General features: G+C 36.6%; 20 protein-coding genes. 19 read left to right on the top strand and 1 reads right to left on the bottom strand.

Annotation, left to right across the window (positions count from 1 at the left end):
• The first annotated feature begins 14 nt into the window (after positions 1 to 14).
• The 17 genes from FW780_RS22500 (at position 15) to FW780_RS18305 (ending at position 17,603) form a co-directional block, all read left to right on the top strand.
• The gene (locus FW780_RS22500) at positions 15 to 191 is read left to right on the top strand and encodes a hypothetical protein (RefSeq protein ID WP_167510753.1); all 177 of its coding nucleotides are present in this window, start codon (positions 15 to 17) and stop codon (positions 189 to 191) included.
• A 252-nt stretch (positions 192 to 443) separates the two neighbouring features.
• Positions 444 to 815: an NADH-quinone oxidoreductase subunit A gene (locus FW780_RS18380; RefSeq protein ID WP_047377762.1), complete on the top strand. Its 372-nt coding sequence runs from the start codon at positions 444 to 446 to the stop codon at positions 813 to 815.
• Positions 816 to 907: 92 nt separating this feature from the next.
• Positions 908 to 1,468, top strand: coding sequence for an NADH-quinone oxidoreductase subunit B (locus FW780_RS18375; protein WP_002983540.1), 561 nt, complete (start codon positions 908 to 910; stop codon positions 1,466 to 1,468).
• Between the two features lie 6 nt (positions 1,469 to 1,474).
• Complete coding sequence (locus tag FW780_RS18370; RefSeq protein WP_047424001.1) at positions 1,475 to 1,969, top strand: NADH-quinone oxidoreductase subunit C; 495 nt, start codon at positions 1,475 to 1,477, stop codon at positions 1,967 to 1,969.
• A 74-nt stretch (positions 1,970 to 2,043) separates the two neighbouring features.
• Positions 2,044 to 3,267: an NADH dehydrogenase (quinone) subunit D gene (nuoD, locus tag FW780_RS18365; protein WP_047096007.1), complete on the top strand. Its 1,224-nt coding sequence runs from the start codon at positions 2,044 to 2,046 to the stop codon at positions 3,265 to 3,267.
• 91 nt (positions 3,268 to 3,358) lie between these two features.
• Positions 3,359 to 3,868 carry an NADH-quinone oxidoreductase subunit NuoE family protein gene (locus FW780_RS18360; protein WP_047423997.1) on the top strand — a complete coding sequence of 170 codons (510 nt, stop codon included), beginning with the start codon at positions 3,359 to 3,361 and terminating at the stop codon, positions 3,866 to 3,868.
• A 95-nt stretch (positions 3,869 to 3,963) separates the two neighbouring features.
• On the top strand, positions 3,964 to 5,322 hold the full coding sequence (gene nuoF, locus FW780_RS18355) for an NADH-quinone oxidoreductase subunit NuoF (protein WP_047423995.1): 1,359 nt from the start codon (positions 3,964 to 3,966) through the stop codon (positions 5,320 to 5,322).
• 5 nt (positions 5,323 to 5,327) lie between these two features.
• The gene (locus tag FW780_RS18350; RefSeq protein ID WP_174774476.1) at positions 5,328 to 6,239 is read left to right on the top strand and encodes a hypothetical protein; all 912 of its coding nucleotides are present in this window, start codon (positions 5,328 to 5,330) and stop codon (positions 6,237 to 6,239) included.
• A gap of 41 nt (positions 6,240 to 6,280) precedes the next feature.
• Positions 6,281 to 7,279 carry a 2Fe-2S iron-sulfur cluster-binding protein gene (locus FW780_RS18345; protein WP_047382170.1) on the top strand — a complete coding sequence of 333 codons (999 nt, stop codon included), beginning with the start codon at positions 6,281 to 6,283 and terminating at the stop codon, positions 7,277 to 7,279.
• Between the two features lie 179 nt (positions 7,280 to 7,458).
• Positions 7,459 to 8,523, top strand: coding sequence for an NADH-quinone oxidoreductase subunit NuoH (nuoH, locus tag FW780_RS18340; RefSeq protein WP_142719848.1), 1,065 nt, complete (start codon positions 7,459 to 7,461; stop codon positions 8,521 to 8,523).
• Between the two features lie 151 nt (positions 8,524 to 8,674).
• Positions 8,675 to 9,232, top strand: coding sequence for a NuoI/complex I 23 kDa subunit family protein (locus tag FW780_RS18335; RefSeq protein WP_047382163.1), 558 nt, complete (start codon positions 8,675 to 8,677; stop codon positions 9,230 to 9,232).
• Positions 9,232 to 9,729: an NADH-quinone oxidoreductase subunit J family protein gene (locus FW780_RS18330; RefSeq protein ID WP_149835115.1), complete on the top strand. Its 498-nt coding sequence runs from the start codon at positions 9,232 to 9,234 to the stop codon at positions 9,727 to 9,729. Before FW780_RS18335 ends, FW780_RS18330 begins: the two co-directional genes overlap by 1 nt.
• 4 nt (positions 9,730 to 9,733) lie before the next feature.
• A complete protein-coding gene (gene nuoK, locus FW780_RS18325; protein WP_002983557.1) occupies positions 9,734 to 10,063 on the top strand; it encodes an NADH-quinone oxidoreductase subunit NuoK in 330 nt (109 codons plus the stop codon).
• Between the two features lie 2 nt (positions 10,064 to 10,065).
• On the top strand, positions 10,066 to 11,979 hold the full coding sequence (nuoL, locus tag FW780_RS18320) for an NADH-quinone oxidoreductase subunit L (protein WP_149835114.1): 1,914 nt from the start codon (positions 10,066 to 10,068) through the stop codon (positions 11,977 to 11,979).
• Between the two features lie 2 nt (positions 11,980 to 11,981).
• Positions 11,982 to 13,475 (top strand): complex I subunit 4 family protein, encoded by a 1,494-nt coding sequence (locus FW780_RS18315; protein ID WP_047423980.1) that lies wholly within the window; start codon positions 11,982 to 11,984, stop codon positions 13,473 to 13,475.
• Positions 13,476 to 13,626: 151 nt separating this feature from the next.
• On the top strand, positions 13,627 to 15,006 hold the full coding sequence (locus tag FW780_RS18310) for an NADH-quinone oxidoreductase subunit N (RefSeq protein ID WP_149835113.1): 1,380 nt from the start codon (positions 13,627 to 13,629) through the stop codon (positions 15,004 to 15,006).
• Positions 15,007 to 15,290: 284 nt separating this feature from the next.
• A complete protein-coding gene (locus tag FW780_RS18305) occupies positions 15,291 to 17,603 on the top strand; it encodes a GAF domain-containing protein (RefSeq protein WP_149835112.1) in 2,313 nt (770 codons plus the stop codon).
• A 165-nt stretch (positions 17,604 to 17,768) separates the two neighbouring features.
• Here FW780_RS18305 and FW780_RS18300 read toward each other — a convergent pair whose 3' ends face one another.
• Complete coding sequence (locus FW780_RS18300) at positions 17,769 to 18,944, bottom strand: Pycsar system effector family protein (protein WP_149835111.1); 1,176 nt, start codon at positions 18,942 to 18,944, stop codon at positions 17,769 to 17,771.
• A gap of 26 nt (positions 18,945 to 18,970) precedes the next feature.
• On the opposite strand from FW780_RS18300, the gene FW780_RS18295 reads away from it, so the two are divergent.
• Together FW780_RS18295 and FW780_RS18290 are read left to right on the top strand one after the other, a co-directional pair.
• A complete protein-coding gene (locus FW780_RS18295) occupies positions 18,971 to 22,687 on the top strand; it encodes a metallophosphoesterase (protein WP_149835110.1) in 3,717 nt (1,238 codons plus the stop codon).
• 300 nt (positions 22,688 to 22,987) lie between these two features.
• Entirely contained in the window at positions 22,988 to 23,707 is a 720-nt protein-coding gene (locus FW780_RS18290) for a hypothetical protein (protein WP_149835109.1), read from the top strand.
• Positions 23,708 to 23,766 lie beyond the last annotated feature (59 nt).

Below are 23,766 nucleotides of genomic sequence, written 5' to 3'. Positions count from 1 at the left end.
AAATTCTAAATTTTATGAAACCACAGCTTATTATTTTCGCTATTCTAATCGCTGGATTTATCAGCTATAACTTCTTTTTCCAATCACAGGATGATAGAACAAATACGGTCATCAACATCCTTTTTGCCAGTATTCTCTTCGGGTATATTTCTTTTATGGCCTATTCGGTTCTAAGGAAAATGAAAAAATAAAATACCCAACCAGCTTTATTGAGCCTGTATATAATTCAGCTAAAATATCTTCAATACACAGGATGAGAAACATTTTTTTGATGACAGCTACAAAAAAAGGGGAAAAATCCATAAAAAAAACAATCCCCAAAAGCTAATTTTTATTGATTCTAAATTACCGATTTAGCTCATTTTCATCCTACTTTTAAGCTGATAAATTTCATGCTTTCTTGTTTATTCGCTAAATTTGCAAATTGAGATAATAATGCAAAAATGAATTTACCTGAAAGTTATATTCCAATCCTTATCCAGGCTGGTGTAGCAGTAGGATTTGTAGCTGTTTCTTTGCTTGGGGCACATTTCTTGGGGCCACAGCAGAAAAAAGGAAACTCTGTAAAAAACCAAAGCTGGGAATGCGGGATTCCTGTAGAAGGAAATGCTAGAACACCGTTTTCTATCAAGTACTTCCTGACTGCGGTATTGTTCGTACTATTCGATATTGAAATCGTATTCTTTTATCCTTACGCAGTAAACTTTAGAGAATTCGGCATGGAAGGATTCCTTGCTGTACTTACGTTCGTTGCGATCTTCTTCGTAGCGTTTTTCTATGTTTGGAAACGCGGTGCGCTGGATTGGGATAAATAAATTTTAACATTAAAAGGTTGAGCGTTTAATCATTAAAAATCAGAAATGATCCATTTTAAATGCTTTGATCTTTAAATATTTAACAAAAGAAAATGTCAGATAAAAAACCAGTAATAAGAACAGATGCACCTGCTCCCGAAGGATATGAAGGAGAAGGGTTTTTCGCAACAAAACTGAGCAGTGTAATCGGGATGGCAAGAAAGTTTTCACTTTGGCCATTACCATTTGCTACCTCTTGTTGTGGTATTGAGTTTATGGCTACCCTAAACCCAACGTATGATGCTTCAAGATTTGGTATGGAAAGAAACTCTTTCTCTCCAAGACAGGCAGACATGCTAATGGTTTGCGGAACTATATCAAAGAAATTAGGACCGGTCCTGAAAGAAGTTTATACTCAGATGGCAGAGCCGAAATGGGTAGTAGCAGTTGGAGCTTGTGCTTCCAGCGGTGGTATTTTTGATACGTATTCTGTACTTCAGGGAATTGATAAGATTATTCCGGTAGACGTATATGTTCCTGGATGTCCTCCAAGACCTGAACAGATCATTGAAGGAGTAATGCAGGTACAGGCTCTTGCAGAAAGCGAAAGCATCAGAAGAAGAGATATGCCTGAATATCAGAAATTGTTAGATTCTTACAACATAAGCAACTAAACGGAAATGACAAACGAATTTGTATTAGAAGCAATCACAAGAGAATTTCCGGAGTCTGTTATTTCAAGCTCAGAACCTTATGGGATGCTGACGATTGAAGTAAAGAAAGAAGATATCAAGAAGATCATTCACTATCTTAAAGATTCATCTTTGGAATTTAACTTCCTTACAGATATCTGTGGTATTCATTACCCTGAATTCCCTGAAAAGGAAATAGGCGTTGTATACCATTTGCATAATATGATGGCCAATTTCAGATTACGTCTGAAAATATTCATGTCCAGAGAAAATATTGAAGTAGATTCTCTTACGGAACTATATGCCGGGGCAAACTGGATGGAAAGAGAAACGTATGATTTCTATGGGATTAAATTTAAAGGACACCCGGATCTTAGACCTATTTTGAATATGGAAGATCTTGGATACCACCCAATGTTGAAAGAATATCGCCTTGAAGACGGTACCAGAACCGATAAGGACGATAATATGTTCGGAAGATAAAAATAATGCAATAAGCAGTAAGCAGTAAGCGATATGCTTAAAGCCTAAAGCCTATAGCCTAAAGCATTTAAATTATGAAAGATAACTCATTATCTAATATACTAAACCAGTACGAAAGTAAGGAACAGATTGACGGACAATTATATACCCTCAATTTAGGACCTACCCACCCTGCTACTCACGGGATTTTCCAGAATATCTTAACGATGGACGGAGAGAGAATTCTTCACGCTGAGCAAACGGTAGGATATATCCACAGAGCATTTGAGAAAATTTCTGAAAGAAGAAACTACTCTCAGATCACTACCCTTACTGACCGTATGAATTACTGTTCTGCGCCGATCAACAACTTAGGCTGGCACATGACAGTAGAGAAACTGATTGGCGTTAAAGTTCCAAAACGTGTAGACTATATGCGTGTTATCTTAATGGAGCTGGCAAGAATCGGTGACCACCTGATCTGTAACGGGGTAACCGGAATGGACTCAGGAGCTATTACAGGTCTTACCTACATGTTCATCGAAAGAGAACGTATTTATGATATGTATGAGCAGATCTGCGGAGCTAGAATGACAACCAATATGGGAAGAATCGGAGGTTTTGAAAGAGATTTCACTCCTAAGTTTCATGAGTTATTAAAAGACTTCTTAAAAACTTTCCCACCAAGATTCAAAGAATTCTGTACCTTATTAGAAAGAAACAGAATTTTCATGGACAGAACCATCGGTACAGGAGCTATTTCTGCTGAAAGAGCATTAAGCTACGGTTTCACAGGTCCAAACTTACGTGCAGCAGGAGTAGATTATGATGTAAGAGTTGCACAGCCTTATTCTTCCTACGAAGATTTCGACTTCATTATTCCTGTAGGAACTTCAGGAGATACTTACGACCGTTTCATGGTTCGTCAACAAGAAATCTGGGAATCTATTAAAATCATCAAACAAGCATACGAAAATCTTCCGGAAGGACCATTCCATGCGGATGTTCCAGACTTCTATCTTCCTGAAAAGGCAGATGTATATCAGAAAATGGAAGCATTAATTTACCATTTCAAAATTGTAATGGGAGAAACTGATGTACCGAAAGGAGAAGTTTACCACGCTGTAGAAGGAGGAAACGGAGAATTAGGATTCTATCTTGTGAGCGACGGAGGAAGAAGCCCTTACAGACTTCACTTCAGAAGACCATGTTTCATCTACTATCAGGCATATCCTGAAATGATTACAGGTTCTGTAATTTCAGATGCCATTGTAACGATGTGTAGTATGAATATTATTGCGGGAGAATTAGACGCATAACTGGAATTATAAATTTTGAATTATAAATTATAAATTGATTTTAGACCGTTATTCATTTAGAATTTAAAATCTAAAATCTAAAATTTCAAAAATGAGCGAAACAATAGCTTTTAAACCGGAAAGTTTAGCACAGGTACACAAAATTATCGCAAGATATCCTGAAGGAAGACAAAAATCTGCTCTTCTTCCTGTACTTCACTTAGCACAGAAAGAATTCGGAGGATGGTTAGATGTTCCTGTGATGGATTATGTTGCCGAACTACTAAGTATCCAACCGATTGAGGTATATGAGGTGGCTACTTTCTATACCATGTTTAATATGAAGCCGGTAGGTAAATATGTTTTGGAAGTTTGCAGAACAGGACCTTGTATGGTTTGTGGAAGCGAAAAAATCCTTGACCATATCAGAACCAAACTGAATATTAAGGACGGAGAAACTACTGAAGACGGTATGTTTACACTAAAACCAGCTGAATGTCTTGGAGCATGCGGATATGCACCAATGATGCAGTTAGGGAAATTCTTTCATGAAAATTTAACAATAGAAAAAGTAGACGAAATCCTTGAGCTTTGCAGACAGGGACAACTTGCTTTGGACTAATAAAGATTTTGAATCCCGGATTTGAAATCAGTTAATTTTTAAAATAATTATAAAAGCTAACGGTGACAAACCAATAGCTAAAAGCATAATAAACAATGAGTAAAAAACTTTTACTTAAAGACGCACATATAGAAGGTATTCGCTACTTTGAAACGTACCGTAAACAGGGAGGTTATACAGCAGCTGAAAAAGCCTTGAAGATGACTCCTGACGAAATTCTTGAAGAAGTAAAAGCTTCGGGACTAAGAGGACGTGGTGGAGCTGGATTCCCAACAGGGATGAAATGGAGCTTTTTGGCAAAGCCTGAAGGAGTTCCAAGACACCTTGTTGTTAATGCGGATGAATCTGAGCCTGGAACATTCAAGGACAGGTATTTAATGGAGTTCCTTCCTCATGTATTGATCGAGGGAATGCTGATCTCATCTTACTGTTTAGGTTCTAATGTTTCTTATATCTACATCCGTGGAGAATATTCATGGATTCCGGATATCCTTGAAGAAGCTATTGAAGAAGCTAAAGCAGCAGGGTTTTTAGGTAAAAACATCCTGGGAACAGGTTTCGATTGTGAAATTTATGTTCAAAGAGGTGGTGGAGCATATATCTGTGGTGAAGAAACTGCATTGCTTGAATCTCTAGAAGGAAAAAGAGGTAACCCAAGATTAAAACCGCCATTCCCGGCTGTAAAAGGACTTTGGGAAAGACCAACGGTAGTAAATAACGTTGAATCTATTGCTGCAATTGTTCCAATCATTGATATTACAGGTGCTGAATATGCTAAAATCGGAGTTGGAAGATCTACAGGTACGAAATTAATTTCTGCTTGTGGAAACATCAACAAACCAGGGGTATATGAAATCGATATGACCATCACCGTAGAAGAATTCATCTACTCTGATGAGTATTGCGGCGGTATTAAAGACGGAAAAAAATTAAAGGCTTGTATTCCGGGAGGAAGTTCTGTTCCTATTGTTCCAGCTAATTTATTGCTGAGAACAGTGAATGGAGAGCCAAGATATATGAACTATGAATCATTGGCAGATGGTGGTTTTGCTACCGGTACCATGATGGGTTCAGGAGGTTTCATCGTTTTGGATGAAGACCAGTGTATTGTAGAGCATACTATGACTTTAGCGAGATTCTACAATCACGAAAGCTGTGGACAATGTACTCCTTGCCGTGAAGGAACAGGATGGATGTACAAGATTTTAAAGAAAATCGAGAAAGGAGAAGGAAAAATGGAAGATATCGATCTACTTTGGGATATCCAGAGAAAAATCGAAGGAAATACGATTTGTCCGTTGGGTGATGCAGCAGCTTGGCCGGTTGCAGCAGCAATCCGTCACTTCAGAGATGAATTTGAGTGGCACGTGAAAAACCCAGAGTTGTCCCAAACACAAAACTATGGATTGGCACATTATGCAGATCCTATTCCGGCTGTTGAAAAGAATGCATAGGTAAAATGAAAAGATTATTGGTTGTCGGCTTAATGATGTCGAATTTTGTATTTGCACAGAATAAGAAAACAGATACTGCAAATTATAACAGATCCGTTGAAGAGGACTTGTCATATTTAGTGAGTGAGAAACAGCAGATTAAAGCTGAGAAAAAGGAAAAACCTTTACCATTAAGCAAGAAAGGTCAGGTTTTCGTATTTTATGGATGGAACAGAGCGGCTTATAGCAATTCTGATATCCATTTTACCGGAAACGGTTACGATTTTCAGCTGAATAATGTAACGGCACAGGACAGACCTACAAAATTTGGAATTGTCTATTTTGATCCAAGCTGGTTTACTGTAACACAGTATAATTTCAGAATAGGATATTTTATTAAAGACAATTTAGCATTGGTACTTGGGATAGACCATATGAAATATGTAATGGATCAGAACCAGACGGTAGGTTTCAAAGGTCATATTTCAGATCCTGAATATGCAGCAATGGTTCAAAACGGGCAGGTTAACCTTGCAGATGAGAAGTTCCTTACTTTTGAACATACAGACGGACTTAACTATGAAAACTTAGGTCTTGAGAAATACAAAAATCTTGTACATAAGAAAAATATAGATTTAGTATGGTCTTATGGAGCAGGAATCGGGTTTATGTTTCCTAAAAGTAATGTAAAACTTTTCGGAAATGAAAGAAGTGACCGTTTTCACGTTGCAGGTATGGGAACTGATATCAGATCCAGTCTTAACTTAGTTTTCTGGAAAAACTGGATGCTGAGAGTAGAAGGAAAAGCCGGTTATATTAATATGTGGGATATTAAAACTACATTAAATAACAAACCTGATAAAGCACGCCAGGATTTTGTTTTCGGACAGGTTCTGGGAGGAATTGGATATACATTTAATACTAAGAAATATAAATAACAAAGCCTATTGCTTAACGCATAAAGCTTAAAGCATATCATATGAGCGAAGAAGTTAAAAAATTCAAAATAACTATAGACGGACAGACTACTGAAGTGATGCCTGGTACTTCCATTCTGGAAGCAGCAAGACAAATCGGTGGAAAATCTGTACCTCCCGCTATGTGCTACTACAGCAAGTTAGAAACCAGTGGAGGGAGATGTAGAACATGTCTTGTAGAAGTTTCTAAAGGGTCTGAAGCAGATCCTCGTCCTATGCCAAAATTAGTAGCAAGCTGCAGAACTAATGTAATGGACGGGATGGAAGTAAAAAATCTTACTTCTGAGAAAGCTCAGGAAGGAAGAAAAGCGGTTACCGAGTTCTTATTGGTGAATCACCCGCTGGACTGCCCTATCTGTGACCAGGCAGGAGAATGTCATCTTCAGGATTTAGGATATGAGCATGGTGTAGACAGTACAAGAACAGAATTTGAAAGAAATACTTACGAAGCTGATGATCTTGGACCGAACATCAAATTGAACATGAACCGTTGTATTCTTTGTGCAAGATGTGTATTGACAGCCAACCAGCTTACAGAAACAAGAGAACACGGTATTCTTTTCAGAGGAGATCACGCTGAAATTTCAACTTATTTAAATAAAGCTTTAGACAATGACTTCATCGGAAACGTTATCGACGTTTGTCCTGTAGGAGCATTAACAGACAGAACAGCTCGTTTTGCAAGCAGAGTATGGTTTACAAAACCAATGAACGCTTCTTGTAAATGTGATAAGTGTTCCGGAAAAGCTGTAGTATGGATGAAAGGTGATGAAATAGTAAGAGTAACTGCAAGAAAAGATCAGTGGGGTGAAGTAGAAGAATTCATCTGTGATACATGCCGTTTTGAAAGAAAAGCATTATCAGACTGGAACATCGAAGGTCCGAGACATATCGACAGACACTCTGTAATTTCATTGAACCACTACGAAAAACCTAAGGATGAACTAAGAGTTTTAGACAATCCTATGGCTAAAGAAATCAGTGAAAAAGACGAAAAATAAAAAGTCGGACGTCTGAAGCTGAAAGATGGAGGTTTGTAACCTTAAAAATATTTCACTTCTACTTTTAACTTTAATATCGTTAAAAAATAAAATAAATTGGTAATGTGATGAAGAGTTGATGCCACGATGTAATACACTTCCAGCTTCCAGCTCCCATCTTCAAACATTTAAAATAAAAAATGGATTTACTTACATTTAAACTTATACTTGTACTAGCGCTTTTCCTGCTATCGCTTACGATTGCCGCCTACTCTACCTGGGCAGAAAGAAAAGTAGCGTCTATCATGCAGGATAGAATTGGTCCCAACAGAGCCGGACCTTTCGGATTACTGCAGCCTCTTGCTGATGGTGGAAAGTTTTTCTTTAAAGAAGACTTTACGCCAGCCAATGCAGAAAAATTCCTTTTCGTATTAGGACCTGCTTTGGTAATGTTTATTTCATTGATTACAGGAGCTGTTATTCCTTGGGGTAAAAGTTTAAATATTGCAGGTACTTCTTTTGATCTTCAGGTTGCTAACATTGATGTTGGTGTACTTTTCATCATCGGAATGGCTTCAATTGGGGTTTACGGAATTATGATCGGAGGCTGGGCTTCCAACAACAAATATTCATTATTAGGTGCTATCCGTGCTTCTTCTCAGATGATTTCTTACGAATTGGCAATGGGATTAGCACTTCTTTCTATCATTATGATGACAGGAAGTTTAGACTTAAAAGAAATTACTGAAAGTCAGACTACTGGAAAATTATGGGGCGTTATTCCTTGGGGTTCCGGAATGAACTGGAATATTTTCTACCAACCGATTGCTTTCCTTGTTTTCTTTGTAGCAGCTTTGGCAGAAACCAACAGACACCCCTTCGATTTACCTGAGTGTGAATCTGAATTGGTAACAGGATACTCTACAGAATACTCTTCCATGAAGTTAGGGTTATATATGTTCGGGGAATACGTGAACATGTTTATTTCCAATGCTTTTATGGTAGTTCTTTTCTTCGGAGGTTATAACTATCCTGGTATTGAATGGGTAACTCAGAACTGGGGTGAGAACACTGCAGGAATCTTGAGTATTGTAGCATTCTTAACGAAAACTGTAATCGGAATTCTGATCTTCATGTGGATCAGATGGACACTTCCAAGATTCAGATACGATCAGTTAATGCACTTAGGATGGAAAACATTAATCCCAATGGCATTGGTAAACCTATTAATTACAGGCGCTGTAATTTTAGCATTTGCAAACTAGAAAATTTGAAAATGAGCTGATTTGAAAATTTGATAATGAAATCAAAGTTTTATCTTTAGCCTATCATATTCAATCATCAATATTAAATAATTAAGATAGCAGACAAGATTAGTCTAAAATCTGGTGTCTAACATCTAATATCTATAATTAAATGAAACTTACAAACAGATCAAAAGTTGTTTCCAATAAAGAAATGACCCTTGCTGAAAAGATCTACATTCCTGCAATCCTTACAGGGATGGGGATTACACTTAAGCATGCTGTAAGAACCGTGGTAAAGGGGGCTCCCGCAGTATATTCGTATCCGGAAGTACAAAAGCCAAGAACTACCATCTGGAGAGGTCAGCACGTCTTGAAAAGAGACGAAGAAGGCAGAGAAAGATGTACTGCTTGCGGACTTTGTGCGGTAGCTTGTCCTGCAGAAGCCATTACAATGACTGCTGCTGAAAGAACTAAAGAGGAAAAAGGACTTTACAGAGAAGAAAAGTACGCTTCAGTATATGAAATCAATATGCTAAGATGTATTTTCTGCGGTATGTGTGAAGAAGCTTGTCCTAAATCTGCAATCTATCTTACTGATAGATTAGTAGATGTAGAAACTAACAGAGGTTCTTTCATTTACGGAAAAGATAAACTAGTTGAAAAAATAAATGAAAGGATTGATATTACGACAAGACAATCCGAGAAACAAAAAAATGCGGTAAAATAATGGATCAGTTTTTATTTTTCTTGGTGGCGTTTTTAGCAGTGGCAAGTGCAGTTTATTTTGTATTTGCAAGAAATCCTCTCTATGCTATTTTGTCATTAATTGTTACAATGTTTTCAATTGCCGGGATGTACATTCTTTTAAATGCACAGTTCCTTGCAATTATCCAGATCATAGTGTACGCAGGTGCCATCATGGTACTTTTCCTTTACATCCTTATGATGCTTAACCTTAATAAAGGAGACGAAAGTAAGAAGAACAATACTTTAAAGTTTGTTGGAGTTTTTACAGCATGTCTTTTATTAATTGGAGTTTTAGGGGTATTCAGAGGAATTCAGGACAACCACATTGTTGTTGAAAATGTTGACAGAGGTGTGGGTCTTACGAAAAATCTGGGTAGACTTTTGTTTAATGAATATGTTTTACCGTTTGAGCTTGCTTCCATCCTAATTTTGGCAGGTATTGTAGGCGCGGTATTAATCGGTAAAAAAGATTTATAAAATTATGGGAGAAGTAAATACATTTATACAAAGCATCCCTTTGGACTACTTCATCATTCTTTCATCAGTATTGTTCTGTTTGGGAGTAATGGGAGTATTGCTTAGAAAAAATGCTATTGTGATTCTGGGCTGTGTAGAGCTTATGCTGAATTCTGTAAACCTTTTATTGGCAGCTTTTTCAGCATATAAAGGCAACGGCGACGGACAGCTTTTAGTTTTCTTCATTATGGTAGTGGCTGCTGCTGAAGTGGCAGTAGGTTTAGCAATTATTGCTATGCTATATAGAAATACCCGTTCTGTAGATGTGAGTATATTTAATAAATTAAGAGGATAAGAATGGAGAATCTAGTATATGCAATAGTACTTTTACCACTTTTAGGGTTTCTTATTAACGGTTTATTCGGGAAAAATCTTCCAAAAATTTTGGTAGGATCTTTGGCTACGGCAATGGTCTTCGGATCATTCTGTATCGCTGTAAGTCTTTTCATGAATTTCAATTCAGAAAGCCAGCCTGTAATCGTAAAAGCTTTTGAATGGTTTAGAGTAAATGGAGTTCAAATCAATTTTGGATTCCAGATTGATCAGCTTTCTTTAATGATGGTAATGATCATTACGGGTATCGGTTCACTGATCCACTTATACTCTATCGGATATATGAGTCATGATAAAGGGTTCTACAAGTTTTTTACTTATCTGAATCTTTTCATCTTCTCTATGTTACTTTTAGTAATGGGAAGCAACTACCTTATCTTATTCATCGGATGGGAAGGTGTAGGACTTTGTTCTTACCTGTTGATCGGATTCTGGTATACTAATGAAGAATACGGTAAAGCGGCAAGAAAAGCTTTCATTATGAACAGAATTGGTGACCTTGCGTTATTGATCGGTATTTTCATGATTGCTTCTCAGACCAATGCTGTAGATTATCTTTCTGTAGCAGAAAACGCTTCAAAATTTGAATTAGACGGAACAGTGATTATCTTTATCACAGCGAGTTTATTCATCGGTGCTACCGGTAAATCTGCTCAGGTTCCATTATATACATGGTTACCGGATGCGATGGCCGGACCAACTCCTGTATCAGCGTTGATCCACGCGGCAACGATGGTAACGGCAGGGATCTATTTGGTAGTAAGATCAAACTTCTTATTTACTTTAGCGCCTACTGTACAGGGAGGAATTTTATTCATCGGATTCTTAACAGCTGCTTTGGCTGGATTCTATGCACTTCGTCAGAACGACATCAAAAAAGTATTAGCCTACTCTACCGTTTCACAGCTTGGATTTATGTTCATTGCTTTAGGTCTTGGAGCGTATACAACAGCGATGTTCCACGTAATGACACACGCATTCTTCAAAGCTTTATTATTCTTGGGTGCAGGTTCTGTAATCCACGCAATGAGCAACGAACAGGATATGCGTTTCATGGGAGGTCTTAAAAAATATATTCCTCTTACGCACGCTACATTCCTTATCGGAACATTAGCAATCTCAGGTTTCCCTTTACTATCCGGGATGATCTCTAAAGATGAAATTTTAGTAGCAGCTTTCGCTAAAAACCCTGTTTACTGGGTAATCTTATTTGTTTTAGCGGCAATGACTGCAACGTATATGTTCAGACTGTATTATTTGACATTCCACGGAGAATTCAGAGGTACTGAAGAGCAAAAACACCACTTACATGAAAGTCCGTCAAATATGACATTACCATTGATCGTATTGGCTATCCTTTCTGTAGTTGGAGGTTTTATCAACCTGCCGCACTTCATCGGTCACGGGCATTATGCTAAACTGATGGAATGGTTAAAGCCAGTTCTTACGGAACAAAGCTACAGCCAGATGGAAGCTACTCTTTCAGGAGTACCTTTCAATACTGAAATGATCTTATTAGCAGCAACAATTCTTATGTTCTTCTCTGTATGGTTCATCGTTAGAAATACTTATGTGAAGAAGAAAAAAATGGCCATTGCAGAAGAAAGCTATACCGGATGGGAAAAACTTTCTGCTAAGAAATTATATGTTGACGAACTTTACAACGCATTGATTGTAAAAACTGTTGAAGGATTAGGACGCGGAGGAAAGATGTTTGATAAGGGTATCTTAGACCGTTTTGTAAACTTTGTAGGTGATGGTGCTGAAGACAGCGGAAAAGCTATGAAGCGTGTTCAAAACGGAAATGTAGAGACGTATATTCTTATCATGTCTTTAGCTGTGGGAATTATATTAATTGTTAACTTTTTATTACAATAATAATGTCTTGTTTATTATTAACATTATTACTATTACCTCTAGTAGGTTCGGGATTAGTTTTTGCGTGGAAGAGTAATTCCAGCAAATATTTGGCACTGGGAATTGCATTGGTACAAATGCTTCTTACATTTTATATACTTTCGGATTTCGATTTTACTCCGACGGTAGATAGTGTATTGCAGCACGAGATCAATTATCCCTGGTCACAATTTATGAAGAGTTCTCTTCACTTCGGTATCGATGGGATGAGCATGCTTCTTTTATTATTGACCAACATTCTGGCGCCAATTATTATTTTATCATCTTTTAATGAAAATGTAAACTACAGAAATACATTCTATGGTTTGATTCTGCTGATGCAGTTCGGGCTTGTAGGAGTGTTCACTTCTTTAGACGGATTATTATTCTACATTTTCTGGGAAGTAACTTTGATTCCAATTTGGTTCATTGCCGGACTTTGGGGACAAGAGAATAAAAGGTTTGAATTCACTACGAAATTCTTCGTATATACATTCGTAGGATCATTATTTATGTTAGCCGGATTGATCTATGTGTACAACCACTCTGCATCATTCGCTTTAACGGATCTATACAATGCACAACTGAATGAAGTACAGCAGACTGTAGTATTCTGGTTTATTTTCTTTGCTTTTGCTGTGAAATTACCGGTATTCCCTTTCCATACATGGCAGCCTGATACTTATACCTACTCTCCTACTCAGGGATCCATGTTATTATCAGGGATTATGCTTAAGATGGCAGTATATGGTGTAATGCGTTATTTACTTCCAATCACTCCGCTTCCGATAGCAGGAATTTCAGGACAGATTGTGATTATTCTGGCAATCGTGGGCATTGTTCACGGAGCTTTAATTGCAATCATCCAGACGGATATGAAGAGAATCATTGCGTATTCATCTTTCTCTCACGTAGGATTGATGGTGGCTGGTATCTTTGCTTCAGCAGTAGTTACGCTAAGAGGAACTTTCAATGTGGAAGGTGCCGAGGGAGCTTTGGTACAGACTTTCGCTCACGGTATCAACGTAGTGGGATTATTCTACTGTTGTGATATTTTATACAAAAGATTTAAATCAAGAGACATCAGACAAATGGGTGGTTTAGCTAAAGTAGCACCTAAGTTTGCTGTATTGTTCTTGATCATTATATTAGGTTCAATGGGAGTTCCGTTAACAAATGGATTCATTGGAGAATTTATTTTATTGAAATCTGTTTATGATTTTAACGGGACAGCAGCAGTAATTGCTGGTCTTACGGTAATTCTTTGTGCTGTATATTTATTGAGATTCTACGGAAAAGCAATGTTTGGGGAAGGAGATGAAGCCGTTTTAAGTACAGCAAAAGATTTGTCAGGAGTAGAATTTTCTGTATTGGCAAGCTTAGCGGTTTTTGTGATTTTACTAGGTATTTTCCCACAACCGGTAATCGACATGGTGAGTAGTTCAGTGAAGTTTATCTACATGGCGATGGCTAACTAAAAAATTAAAAGATTTAAAAATTAAAAAATTAAGAGATTAGAGAAGAGTAAAAGAAACAGACAAAGAAATGAAAACAAGGGATATTTACCCTGAAATTCTAAACTTTGAACTGAAACTTTAAACTTCAAATCTCGCATCTCAAATCTATATTATGAGTGTTTTAATTATTGTTTTCCTAACGGCAGTTATTGCGTTATTTTCAGGAGTTTTTGAACAAGGAAAATTCGCAAGATACATTGGGATTTTGGGATTAATCATCGCATTGTACGTAAGTTTTATGCCGGAATGTTCGTTCTTCGATCATTACAAGCATATGTATGAGTACAGTGGTAATACTGCATTATTCACTAAAATATCAATCGTAACAACATTATTATTATTCTTCCTGGGAGGTTTTGCGTTCAGCAATCACAGAAGCCACCAGTCAGAATTATATGCATTGATGCTATTTGCATTATGTGGAGGAATCATCCTTTTCGGATACCAGAATCTGGTGACGATGTTCTTAGGAGTTGAGATTCTTTCTATTCCATTATATGTAATGGCTGGAGCTAACAAAACTGATCTTAGATCCAATGAAGCTTCTATCAAATATTTCCTAATGGGGGCATTCGCAACAGGTTTCTTACTGTTCGGGATTGCGTTCATCTATGGAAGTGCAGGAAGTTTTGATCTGTACAAGATTCATGATTTTGGAGTAGCTAATTCAGGGAATGTAATGTTCATCTTAGGAGTATTACTGATTCTTTGTGCATTGGCATTCAAAGTAGCTTTAGCACCTTTCCACATGTGGAGCCCTGATGTATATGCAGGTTCTCCTTCATTGATCACAGCTTTCATGGCGAGTGTGGTAAAGATCTCCGGATTCTTTGCTCTATTCAGACTTATGACTCTTGGTTTCACGGGGGTTACTCACGAATGGATTAATGTTTTAGGAGTATTCTTAATTATTACTTTACTTTTGGCAAACGTTATGGGTCTTGCTCAGACAAACGCAAAAAGAATGCTGGCTTACTCTTCAGTTTCTCATGCAGGATATATCGGATTGGTATTCTTCGGAATGACAAGCCTTTCTACTTATAACCTTGCTTTTTATTTATTCGCATATTCTTTATCTACAGTAGGAGTTTTCATGTGTCTGATCTGGGTAGAGAAGTTAAAGAGAGAAACCTCTTTCGGAGCATTCAAAGGATTGGCAAAAACTGAACCTTTACTGGCAACAGCAGCAGCAATCTCTATGCTTTCAATGGCAGGGGTTCCGCTAACGGCTGGTTTCATGGGGAAATTTGCTTTATTCTCTCAGGCTATGAACGGTGCAGCATTCTTAGTATTGGTAGCTGTATTGGGTTCTGCCCTGTCTATCGCTTATTATTTAAGACTGATCATCGCAATGTTTTTCTTTAAAGAATCTACATTCAAATCTTCAGAAAAAGTAACGCTTACTTACAACATCATTGCAGTAGTTGTTATTGCACTGATTATCGTCCTTGGAGTTTTCCCGGATCTGTTTGCAAGAATGTTCGGATTGTAAAATCTGAATTTAAAATATAAAAAGCACAACTTTTCAGTTGTGCTTTTTTGTTATATAACTGGAATATAAAATGAAAACAGAAGAGAAAAAAATTCTGACTCATCTAAAAAGCAATACAATTTATTAATCAATAATCCAATAATCTGTCTTTCCGAAAAAGAGCAATGAATTATAAAATATCTTACAAAATCTCCGAAGACACAAGTAAATATTATACAATAAAATAAACTTTTCACCCTATCAATATTCTGCTTTTTTCATAACTTTACTTTAAATTTCAGCTTTTGGCTAATCTCTATAAAAAAGACTCTCCTTTCCAGGTTTATATATCATTCAAAAAATATTTGGATGTTCTGGAACATATCCGATATAATGACAGATTGGAATATAGAGTTAACTATGCGGAATCTTTGATAGAGAGCATCAGAAATTTCAAAGAACTCAGAGAAGGGTTTCAGGATACTACACTTCTTGAAAAGTATGAAGACCTCATCAGAATGCTGCTTGCGGATCTTTTCCCAACCGGACTTACCAGAAATGAGATTAAAGCGGCTAGTATTCCTCTTTCAAACATTACTTTCAATTATACCGAAAGATTTAAGGATATCCTTAAAGATGCCGGAAAAGACTTTGAAATAGAACTCAGAAATATTTCAGATAATGAGTTTTATGTTTTCTGCTGCTGTCTTATTCTCCAAAGCTACTTTAAAAAAGATATTAAAAGTACGATTCCGTTCTATTATGATATCCCCAACAAACAGGGAATCATGAAACATTATAAGATAACAGTCAACTCAGATTTTACGGAAATCACTCCTACAGAAAACGCAAAAATTCCGTCTGATGATGTATTGGATATGCTGCTGGAAAATCTGGATGATTTTAAACTGTGGAAAAAACATTTTCCATCACAGTCCTGGATACTGAAAGGATTTACTATTATTTCACTGGTAGACTGTACCTCTGAAGTAGCGCTTTCTGACCTGAAATCAAGCATGATTGAGATTGATCCTGAAGATTTAAATCCCAATGAAAATCTGACCGAAATTTTCAAATCTTATTTTGATGTTCCCGAACTCAGTTTCGGACTGATGACTTTCAACAAAAAGGAACAGAAACTGGACAAACTTCCTATTTACGACAGTCTTCTGACCAATCATATTCTGGATTTCTGGATCAATACTTTTGATGAAGAAACCCGTAAGAATACATTTAATAATTTAAATCATAATTCAAAACCCGTTGTTGTTTCCAATGTAAACAACCTGGATGAAAATGTTCAACAGCTTCCTTCCTTTAGTATTTTAAAGGATAATAATGTCAACAGTTTCATGGTAATCCCTATCATGAAAGATGGCGAACTCCTTGCAATCATGGAATTCACCTCTCCTATTGCCGGCAGTTTCAATGGTTTAAAGCTCAAAAAACTGGAGTTTTTTACCGATATGGTTCTTTTCTCTCTGAACAGATTCTACTTTGAGAAAAATTATCAGATAGAAGCTATCATCCAGCGTGAATACACTACCATCCACGACAGTGTGGTATGGAAGTTCAGGAATGAAGCTGAAAAGTACTTCACCGCATCACTGGGAAAGAAAATATATACATTAAAGCAGATTTCCTTTAAAAACCTTACTCCGTTATTCGGGGTTTCTGATATCCGTTCTTCTTCAGAAAAGCGTTTTAATCTTATGCTGCAGGATCTTAATCAACAAATTGAATGGCTGAATGAGATTTTTGTACTTACGAACTCTGATTCTGAAAAATTCTTACTTGCACTTGATATTTTTGAGAATGAATTGAACAATGAAATCAAAGCAGATACAGAACAACGTTTTCAAAGATTATTAAGGGAAGAAATCCATCCTTTTTTACAGGGGAAACTGGAAATAAGAACCTCCAGAGAAATAAAAGCAAAGATCAAAGATTATTTTTCACACATCTTTGCACCTACCGATCTGTTTTATCATCACAGAAAAAACCTTGATGATTCTATCACTCTGGTCAACCGAAAACTGGCAGATTTACTGGATGAAAGCCAGATAAAAGCACAGGAAATTTTCCCACATTATTATGAAAGATTTAAGTCTGATGGTGTGGAGCATAATCTGTATATTGGTCATACCATTGCTCCTGAGCTGCACTATACCTCAAAAGTGGTTCATAAACTGAGATACTGGCAGCTGAAAACCATCTGTAAAATGGAACTTGAGTTTCAGTCGTTCAAAAAGCAGCTTCCTGTACAGCTGGATATTGCCTCACTGATTTTTGTATATAATGAAAAAATAGACATCCGTTTCCGAATGGATGAAAAACGTTTTGATGTAGACGGTGCCTATAATTCTTATTATGAGATCATCAAAAAACGTCTGGATAAAGCACATGTGAAAGATTCTTCAGAACGCATCACCGCTCCCGGAAAGATCACTATCGTCTATTTCGGAATGGAAAACCAGAAAGAATACCTCGACTACATTTCCAAACTCCAGAAAAAAGGAGTTTTACAGCATGATGTAGAATTTTTAAAAGTAGAGGATCTTCAGGGAATTACAGGATTACTCGCGCTGCGGGTATCTTTTACTCTTCCACAGGAATAATTCAGTTTACAAAATAAGCATCTGGCTTCTTTAAATTCTGGTCTGTTCAAAAAACGGAAAATTCTTGGTACGACAAATGATGCCATGATAAAATCAACCATAAAAATATTACGATAGTTTATCATAGCTTAGGTTTTCCCTAAAATCTATCTGTTTATTTTTTAATTAAAGGCTAAGAAAAGCAAATCCAAAAGACAAAACGGAAATGATAATTCCTGCCATAAAAACCTTATAAGTAATTGATAAAAGCTTATATTTCCGATCAAGAACCTTTCCAAGATAATACAGATCTTTTACCATAGAATCATAAATATAGTCTCTGTCTTTAATCAGATCTTTCATGGCATTGTGATAATCATCAAATAGCATTTGGTGAAAATTTCCAAAGAAAAGCAGATTTACTTTTCTGTTGACAATATCATTAGCAGTGAAAGTTGTTTTGGTAACATTTGGCTTGGTAGATAATATCGCAAAGACAATCGTCAGTACACTGGACAGCAGCAGAATAAAACTCGGAAGGATCAGATGGGCATTCTTCGGGGTATCCAGCTTGGGAACGAGTACAGAAAGACAAACCGAAATAATCACGGCATTTACGGATAACAAAATATTGGCTTTACTGTCTGCAATATCACTCAGTCTGGTATGGTTGTTAAGTGTTACTCTGAATAAAGTATCTACACTTCTGTCAGATTTTTCTTTGTCCTTTTTACCTTCTGAATTTTCCTTTTTGTCTTCTTTTTTCTCTTCTTCTTTTTCCAGCTTCTTTTCTATCTTTTTAATGTTCTTCTTTTTCAGCGGTTCCCAGTTTTCTTTTGCGTAATCCGTATAAAAAGTATGCTTATTTTTCAGCATATCCAGATTTCCGGCATTCCATTCTTCATTAGAAAAACATTTTACATTAGTAAGCTCCCATTCTTTTCTTAAAGCATCGGAAATATCATTATAATCATGACCTGCAAAATGACTGAAGTCTGCATCTTTTACAATTTTTTCAAGTAAATTCTGCGGTTCATAATTTATTTTCGTAGCCAGAATCAGTTTTTCAATATCCGTGATATAATTTTCCGGATAGTTTTCCTGCTGTAAAAAGGCTTTCATTACCTCCACACTCCTCTCTTCATGGTTTAGGGCACATTCTATATACCCGGTATCATGAAACCATAATGCTACGAGTACTTTCTCCTGATCCTCTTCAGAAACAGGGGTATTTTTCATGATTTCCTCAGCCTTATTGACCGTATAGGCAGTATGGATAAAATTATGATAAAAATATACTGAAGATAACTTATCTTTGAATAAGATTTCAACATAATTTTTGGCTTTTTGTAGAATGCTCATTCCTGAATTTTTGTTAATGTAAATTTATGAATTTATCCTTTAAAACTCATCTAAAAAATACTTCTATTGTTCTTAGAACCGTAATGTCCGCAGGAGTGCTTTATTCCTGTGCTACCTATAACGTACAAAAGGGCAAAAACTTATTTGAAGTAAAAGATTCTGAGATAAAATCTGAAAATGATTTTAAACTTTTTCTGATTGGAGATGCAGGAAATGCAGATGAACCTCAGGCACAAAAAACACTGAGTTTACTGAAAAGCAAACTGGATTCTGCCGACAGTAACTCTATGCTGATCTTTTTAGGAGATAATATCTATCCTAGTGGCATGCCTAAAGAAACAGATAAGGACTATGCATCTGCTAAAGATAAACTGGAAAATCAACTTGCCATAACCAAAAATTTCAAGGGTAAAACATTGGTAATTCCCGGAAATCACGACTGGTATAACGGACTGGAAGGATTGAACAGCCAGGAAGCACTGGTAAAAAAATACCTCGACGACAAAAAGGCTTTTCTGCCTAAAAACGGATGCCCTATTGATGACATCAACGTTTCTAAAGACATTAAGCTTATTGCTGTGGATACAGAATGGGTTATTGCAAACTGGGACAACTACCCCGGAATCAATAAAAACTGTAATATCAAAACCCGCGAGGATTTTTTCACCGAGTTTAAAGATCTGATCATTAAAAATCAGGGTAAAAAAATCATTGTTGCCTTACACCACCCCATTATCAGTAGTGGAACTCATGCTGGTTTCACTGCTGCAAAATCACATCTTTATCCCTTCAACAGTAAGGTTCCTCTTCCGATTGTTGCCAGTGTAGCCAATATTTTAAGAAGTTCTTCGGGAGCCAGTCCTGAAGATATCAATAACCAGCATTATGCAGATCTGGCCAACAGACTGAAAAGTATTGTTCAGGATAAGGAAAATATTATTTTCGTTTCCGGACATGATCATAATCTTCAATACCACGAAGATGGAAACTTGAGACAGATCATCAGTGGCGCAGGTTCTAAAACAGACCCGTCTACCATTATAGAAAAAACAGATTTTTCTTATGGAGGAAGTGGTTTTGCAGTTTTAAATTTCAGAAAAGACGAAAGTACAGATGTTGAGTATTTTTCTACAAAAGATGCGCAACTTCAAAAACTGACTCATATTTCAGTAATTTCCAAACCGGATGTATTTGTCAATAATTTTCCTAATTCTTTTCCTCAGACATTTTCTTCAACCATCTATCCGGTACAGCTTACTCAAAAAAGAAAATTTTACCGCTGGCTATGGGGAGATCATTACAGAAACTATTACGGAATTCCGATTGAGGCTCCAACGGCCAATCTTTCAGAATTAAACGGCGGATATATCCCTTTCAGAGAAGGTGGAGGAAACCAGTCCAACAGTTTACGACTGAAATCAGCGGACGGACAGGAGTTCGTGATGCGTGGAGTTAAAAAAAGCGCTATCCGTTTTCTTAACAATATGGCTTTTCAGAAAAGTACATTGGGAGAAGAACTTGCAGATACATTCCCCGAAAAATTCTTATTGGATTTTTATACTACCAATCACCCGTTTACTCCGTTTACGATTGGAAATATGTCAGAGAAACTGAATATTTTACACAGTAATCCAAAGCTGTATTATATTCCTAAACAACAGGCCTTAGGGAGATATAACGAGAATTACGGAGATGAAATGTATATGATTGAAGAACGTTTTTCTTCTGATCCTAAAACACTGGCTTATCTCGGCAATGCAAAGGATATTGTGTCTACGGATGATGTATTAAAAAACCTCAGCAAAAGCAATAAATATTCTGTTGACAGAGAATCCTACATCAGAGCAAGATTATTTGACATGCTTATCGGTGACTGGGACAGACACTCAGATCAGTGGAAATGGGCAGAATATGAAGTGGGTGACCAAGTAGTTTACAAGCCAATCCCTAAGGACAGAGATCAGGCATTCAGCAAATATGATGGTGCGGCTTTTAAAGTTATTATGAATGTTCCCGCGATCCGCCATATGAAAACCTTCACAGAAGACATCAGCAGTGTTAAGTGGCTTGCTATGGAACCCTATCCGATGGATCTTGTCTTTTTAAAAGGTTCTGATCAGACAGAATGGGAAACTCAGGCAAAATATATTCAGGAGCATCTTACTGATGCGGATATTGATGATGCTTTCCATAATCTTCCGAAAGAGGTACAGGACGATACCATTGCTGAAATTCAGAGAAAACTGAAAGTAAGAAAAACAAAACTTCAGAGCTATGCTGCTCAGTATTATGATGTATTGCAGAAAAAAGTACCTCTGGCAGGAACTGTAAATCCTGATAAGTTTGTCATCACCAAAAACGGACATTCAGTACTGGTTCAGCAATATAAACTGGGCAAGAATAAAGATCAGAATGAACTGGTTTTTGAAAAAACCTATCATGATTCAAAAACAAAAGAATTGTGGATCTACGGGCTGGAAGATGATGATATCTATGAAGTGGCAGGAACCGGAAATCCTAAAATGAACATCAGACTGATTGGTGGATATAATCATGATACTTATAATGTTGCTGATGGAAGAAAAGTGAAGATTTATGACTTTAAATCTCAGAAAAACACCTATAACGCTGGCAATGCAACCAAAAACATTACTGACGATTATGATATCAACAGCTATAATTATAAACACCCGAAATACAATTCCTTCGCTGGGTATCCAAACCTTGACTACAACCCGGATGATGGGGTCATTGTAGGTGTTCTGGCCAATTATACAGTTAATAATTTCATCCGTGATCCTTATACTCAAAGACACAGCTTAAAAGCTAATTTTTATACTGCCACTGCAGGATTCAGTCTTACTTATAAGGGTGTGTTTAAAAAGGCAATCTCAGGTTGGGATTTCAATCTGGATGCATTTTATACAACTCCGAGATTCTCTCAAAACTTCTTTGGCCTGTCTAATGAAAGTGAATATGACAAAGAAAGTACAGAAAGAGAATACAACAGAGCCAGAATTTCAAAATTCAACTTTGCACCCTCTATCTCTCAGAAGAGCTGGATGAATCTGAGCCATCAGTTTCAATTGACTTTTGAAGATAATAAAGTTCAGAGAAAAGCTGACCGCTTCATCAATCAGTCACCCGATGTAAGACCAGGCGTTTTTGACAGTCAGCAGTTTGTAGGAGCTAATTATACGTTTGGTTATAAGAATGCTGATAATACAGCCTTCCCTACCCTTGGGCTGGAATTTATGCTTAATGCCGATTGGAAAGCCACTCTTTCAGATTTTAATAAAAACTTCCTGACGGTAAAAGGAAAGCTTGCCATTGATCACAGAATTGATAAGAAAGGAAAGTTTGTTTTTGCCAATTCCAGTAATGTTATGTGGATCAATAACAATAATTTTGAGTTCTATCAGGCTGCTGCTATTGGGGGCAACAATGGAATGAGAGCTTTCAGAAACGAAAGATTCTCAGGAAGATCTTATTTTACCAATAACTCAGAAATACGATGGGATTTCGGGAGAGTGAGAAACAATATTATCCCTGCGAATATGGGAATCCTTATTGGATATGACATCGGCCGTGTATGGAACGACAGTGAAACCTCCAGAAAATGGCATCAATCTGCCGGTGCGGGCGTTTGGTTAAGTATTGTAGAAATGATGTCTGCAAGACTGAATTATTTCTATGGTTCAGATGGTGGAAGACTTTCTGCAGGGATAGGAATGAAATTTTAAGCAATTCAATTTATATCATCACTGTCACCTTTCAAAAAAGCAGACATAAAATACTGTTTAACAAACCATTAAAGTTAATTTTAATTAAATATTCAAAAAAAATCAATTTTAATTAAATTTAATATTTCTAATTTTCAGCTTACATTTTTCATTAATAAAACAAATATGGCTTTTAAATAAAAGCCATATTTTCAGCTATATAAGTCAACACTATGCATAGTTCTATATGTTTATCAATTCTTTAAAAAAAGGACATTTTAAAAACATTTTATATTTGCTGCAACAAAAAATCAACAAGTGATGAAAAAAAAGCTATTGTATATGGCATTATTTGTTATGTTTATTCATATAAATGCACAGATAGGGATTAAAACACCAACACCTCAACATACATTACATGTCAACGGTTCACTACAGGTTGTTAAAGACCTGAATATAGGCGGTGATGACAGAACAAAAGGAAATTCAGGAAACAAAGGTGAAGTCTTAATGTCAAACGGAGCAGGAAATACTCCGGTATGGAAAACGATCGAATCTGAAAACTTCTTAAAAGTAGTGTATGTAGGAAATAAAACAGACATCAGTCCATCCAGCGGTAGCTATACAGGCACACATTCTACTCCTGTCAGTACTCACGAAAGCTATTCACAAACCTATGTTTTCAATGTAAGCAATAAGATTGATACTGCTTATCTTACTTATAACTCAGCAACAGGCCTTTTCACAGTAGTAAAACCGGGGTTCTATAATATTGTTCCTTATGCAACCTATGATCTTAATTTAAATCCATCAGGACAAACTGCAGGAACAGCCAATTCTTATATTCAAAAAGTCTCTCCTGCACTTACAACCCTTGCAGGAATATCTACAGGACATGGAGAACGCACTACAGGATTGAATCATAATCTTTCATCCATTAATTTTTTTAATACAGGAGAAACCTTCAGAATACGCTGTCGTTATACGCAGGACTTCCGTTTATCGAGTGGTAATATTCATATTTCTTACCTTACTCCATAAGCTGTAAAAACGTCAATCACTTCAATACATTCATATATTCAAAAACCCCACAGATTTCT

It is taken from the genome of Chryseobacterium sediminis, assembly GCF_008386505.1.
Taxonomy (GTDB): Bacteria; Bacteroidota; Bacteroidia; order Flavobacteriales; family Weeksellaceae; genus Chryseobacterium; species Chryseobacterium sediminis.
This window is presented reverse-complemented; position numbering and strand designations above follow the sequence as displayed.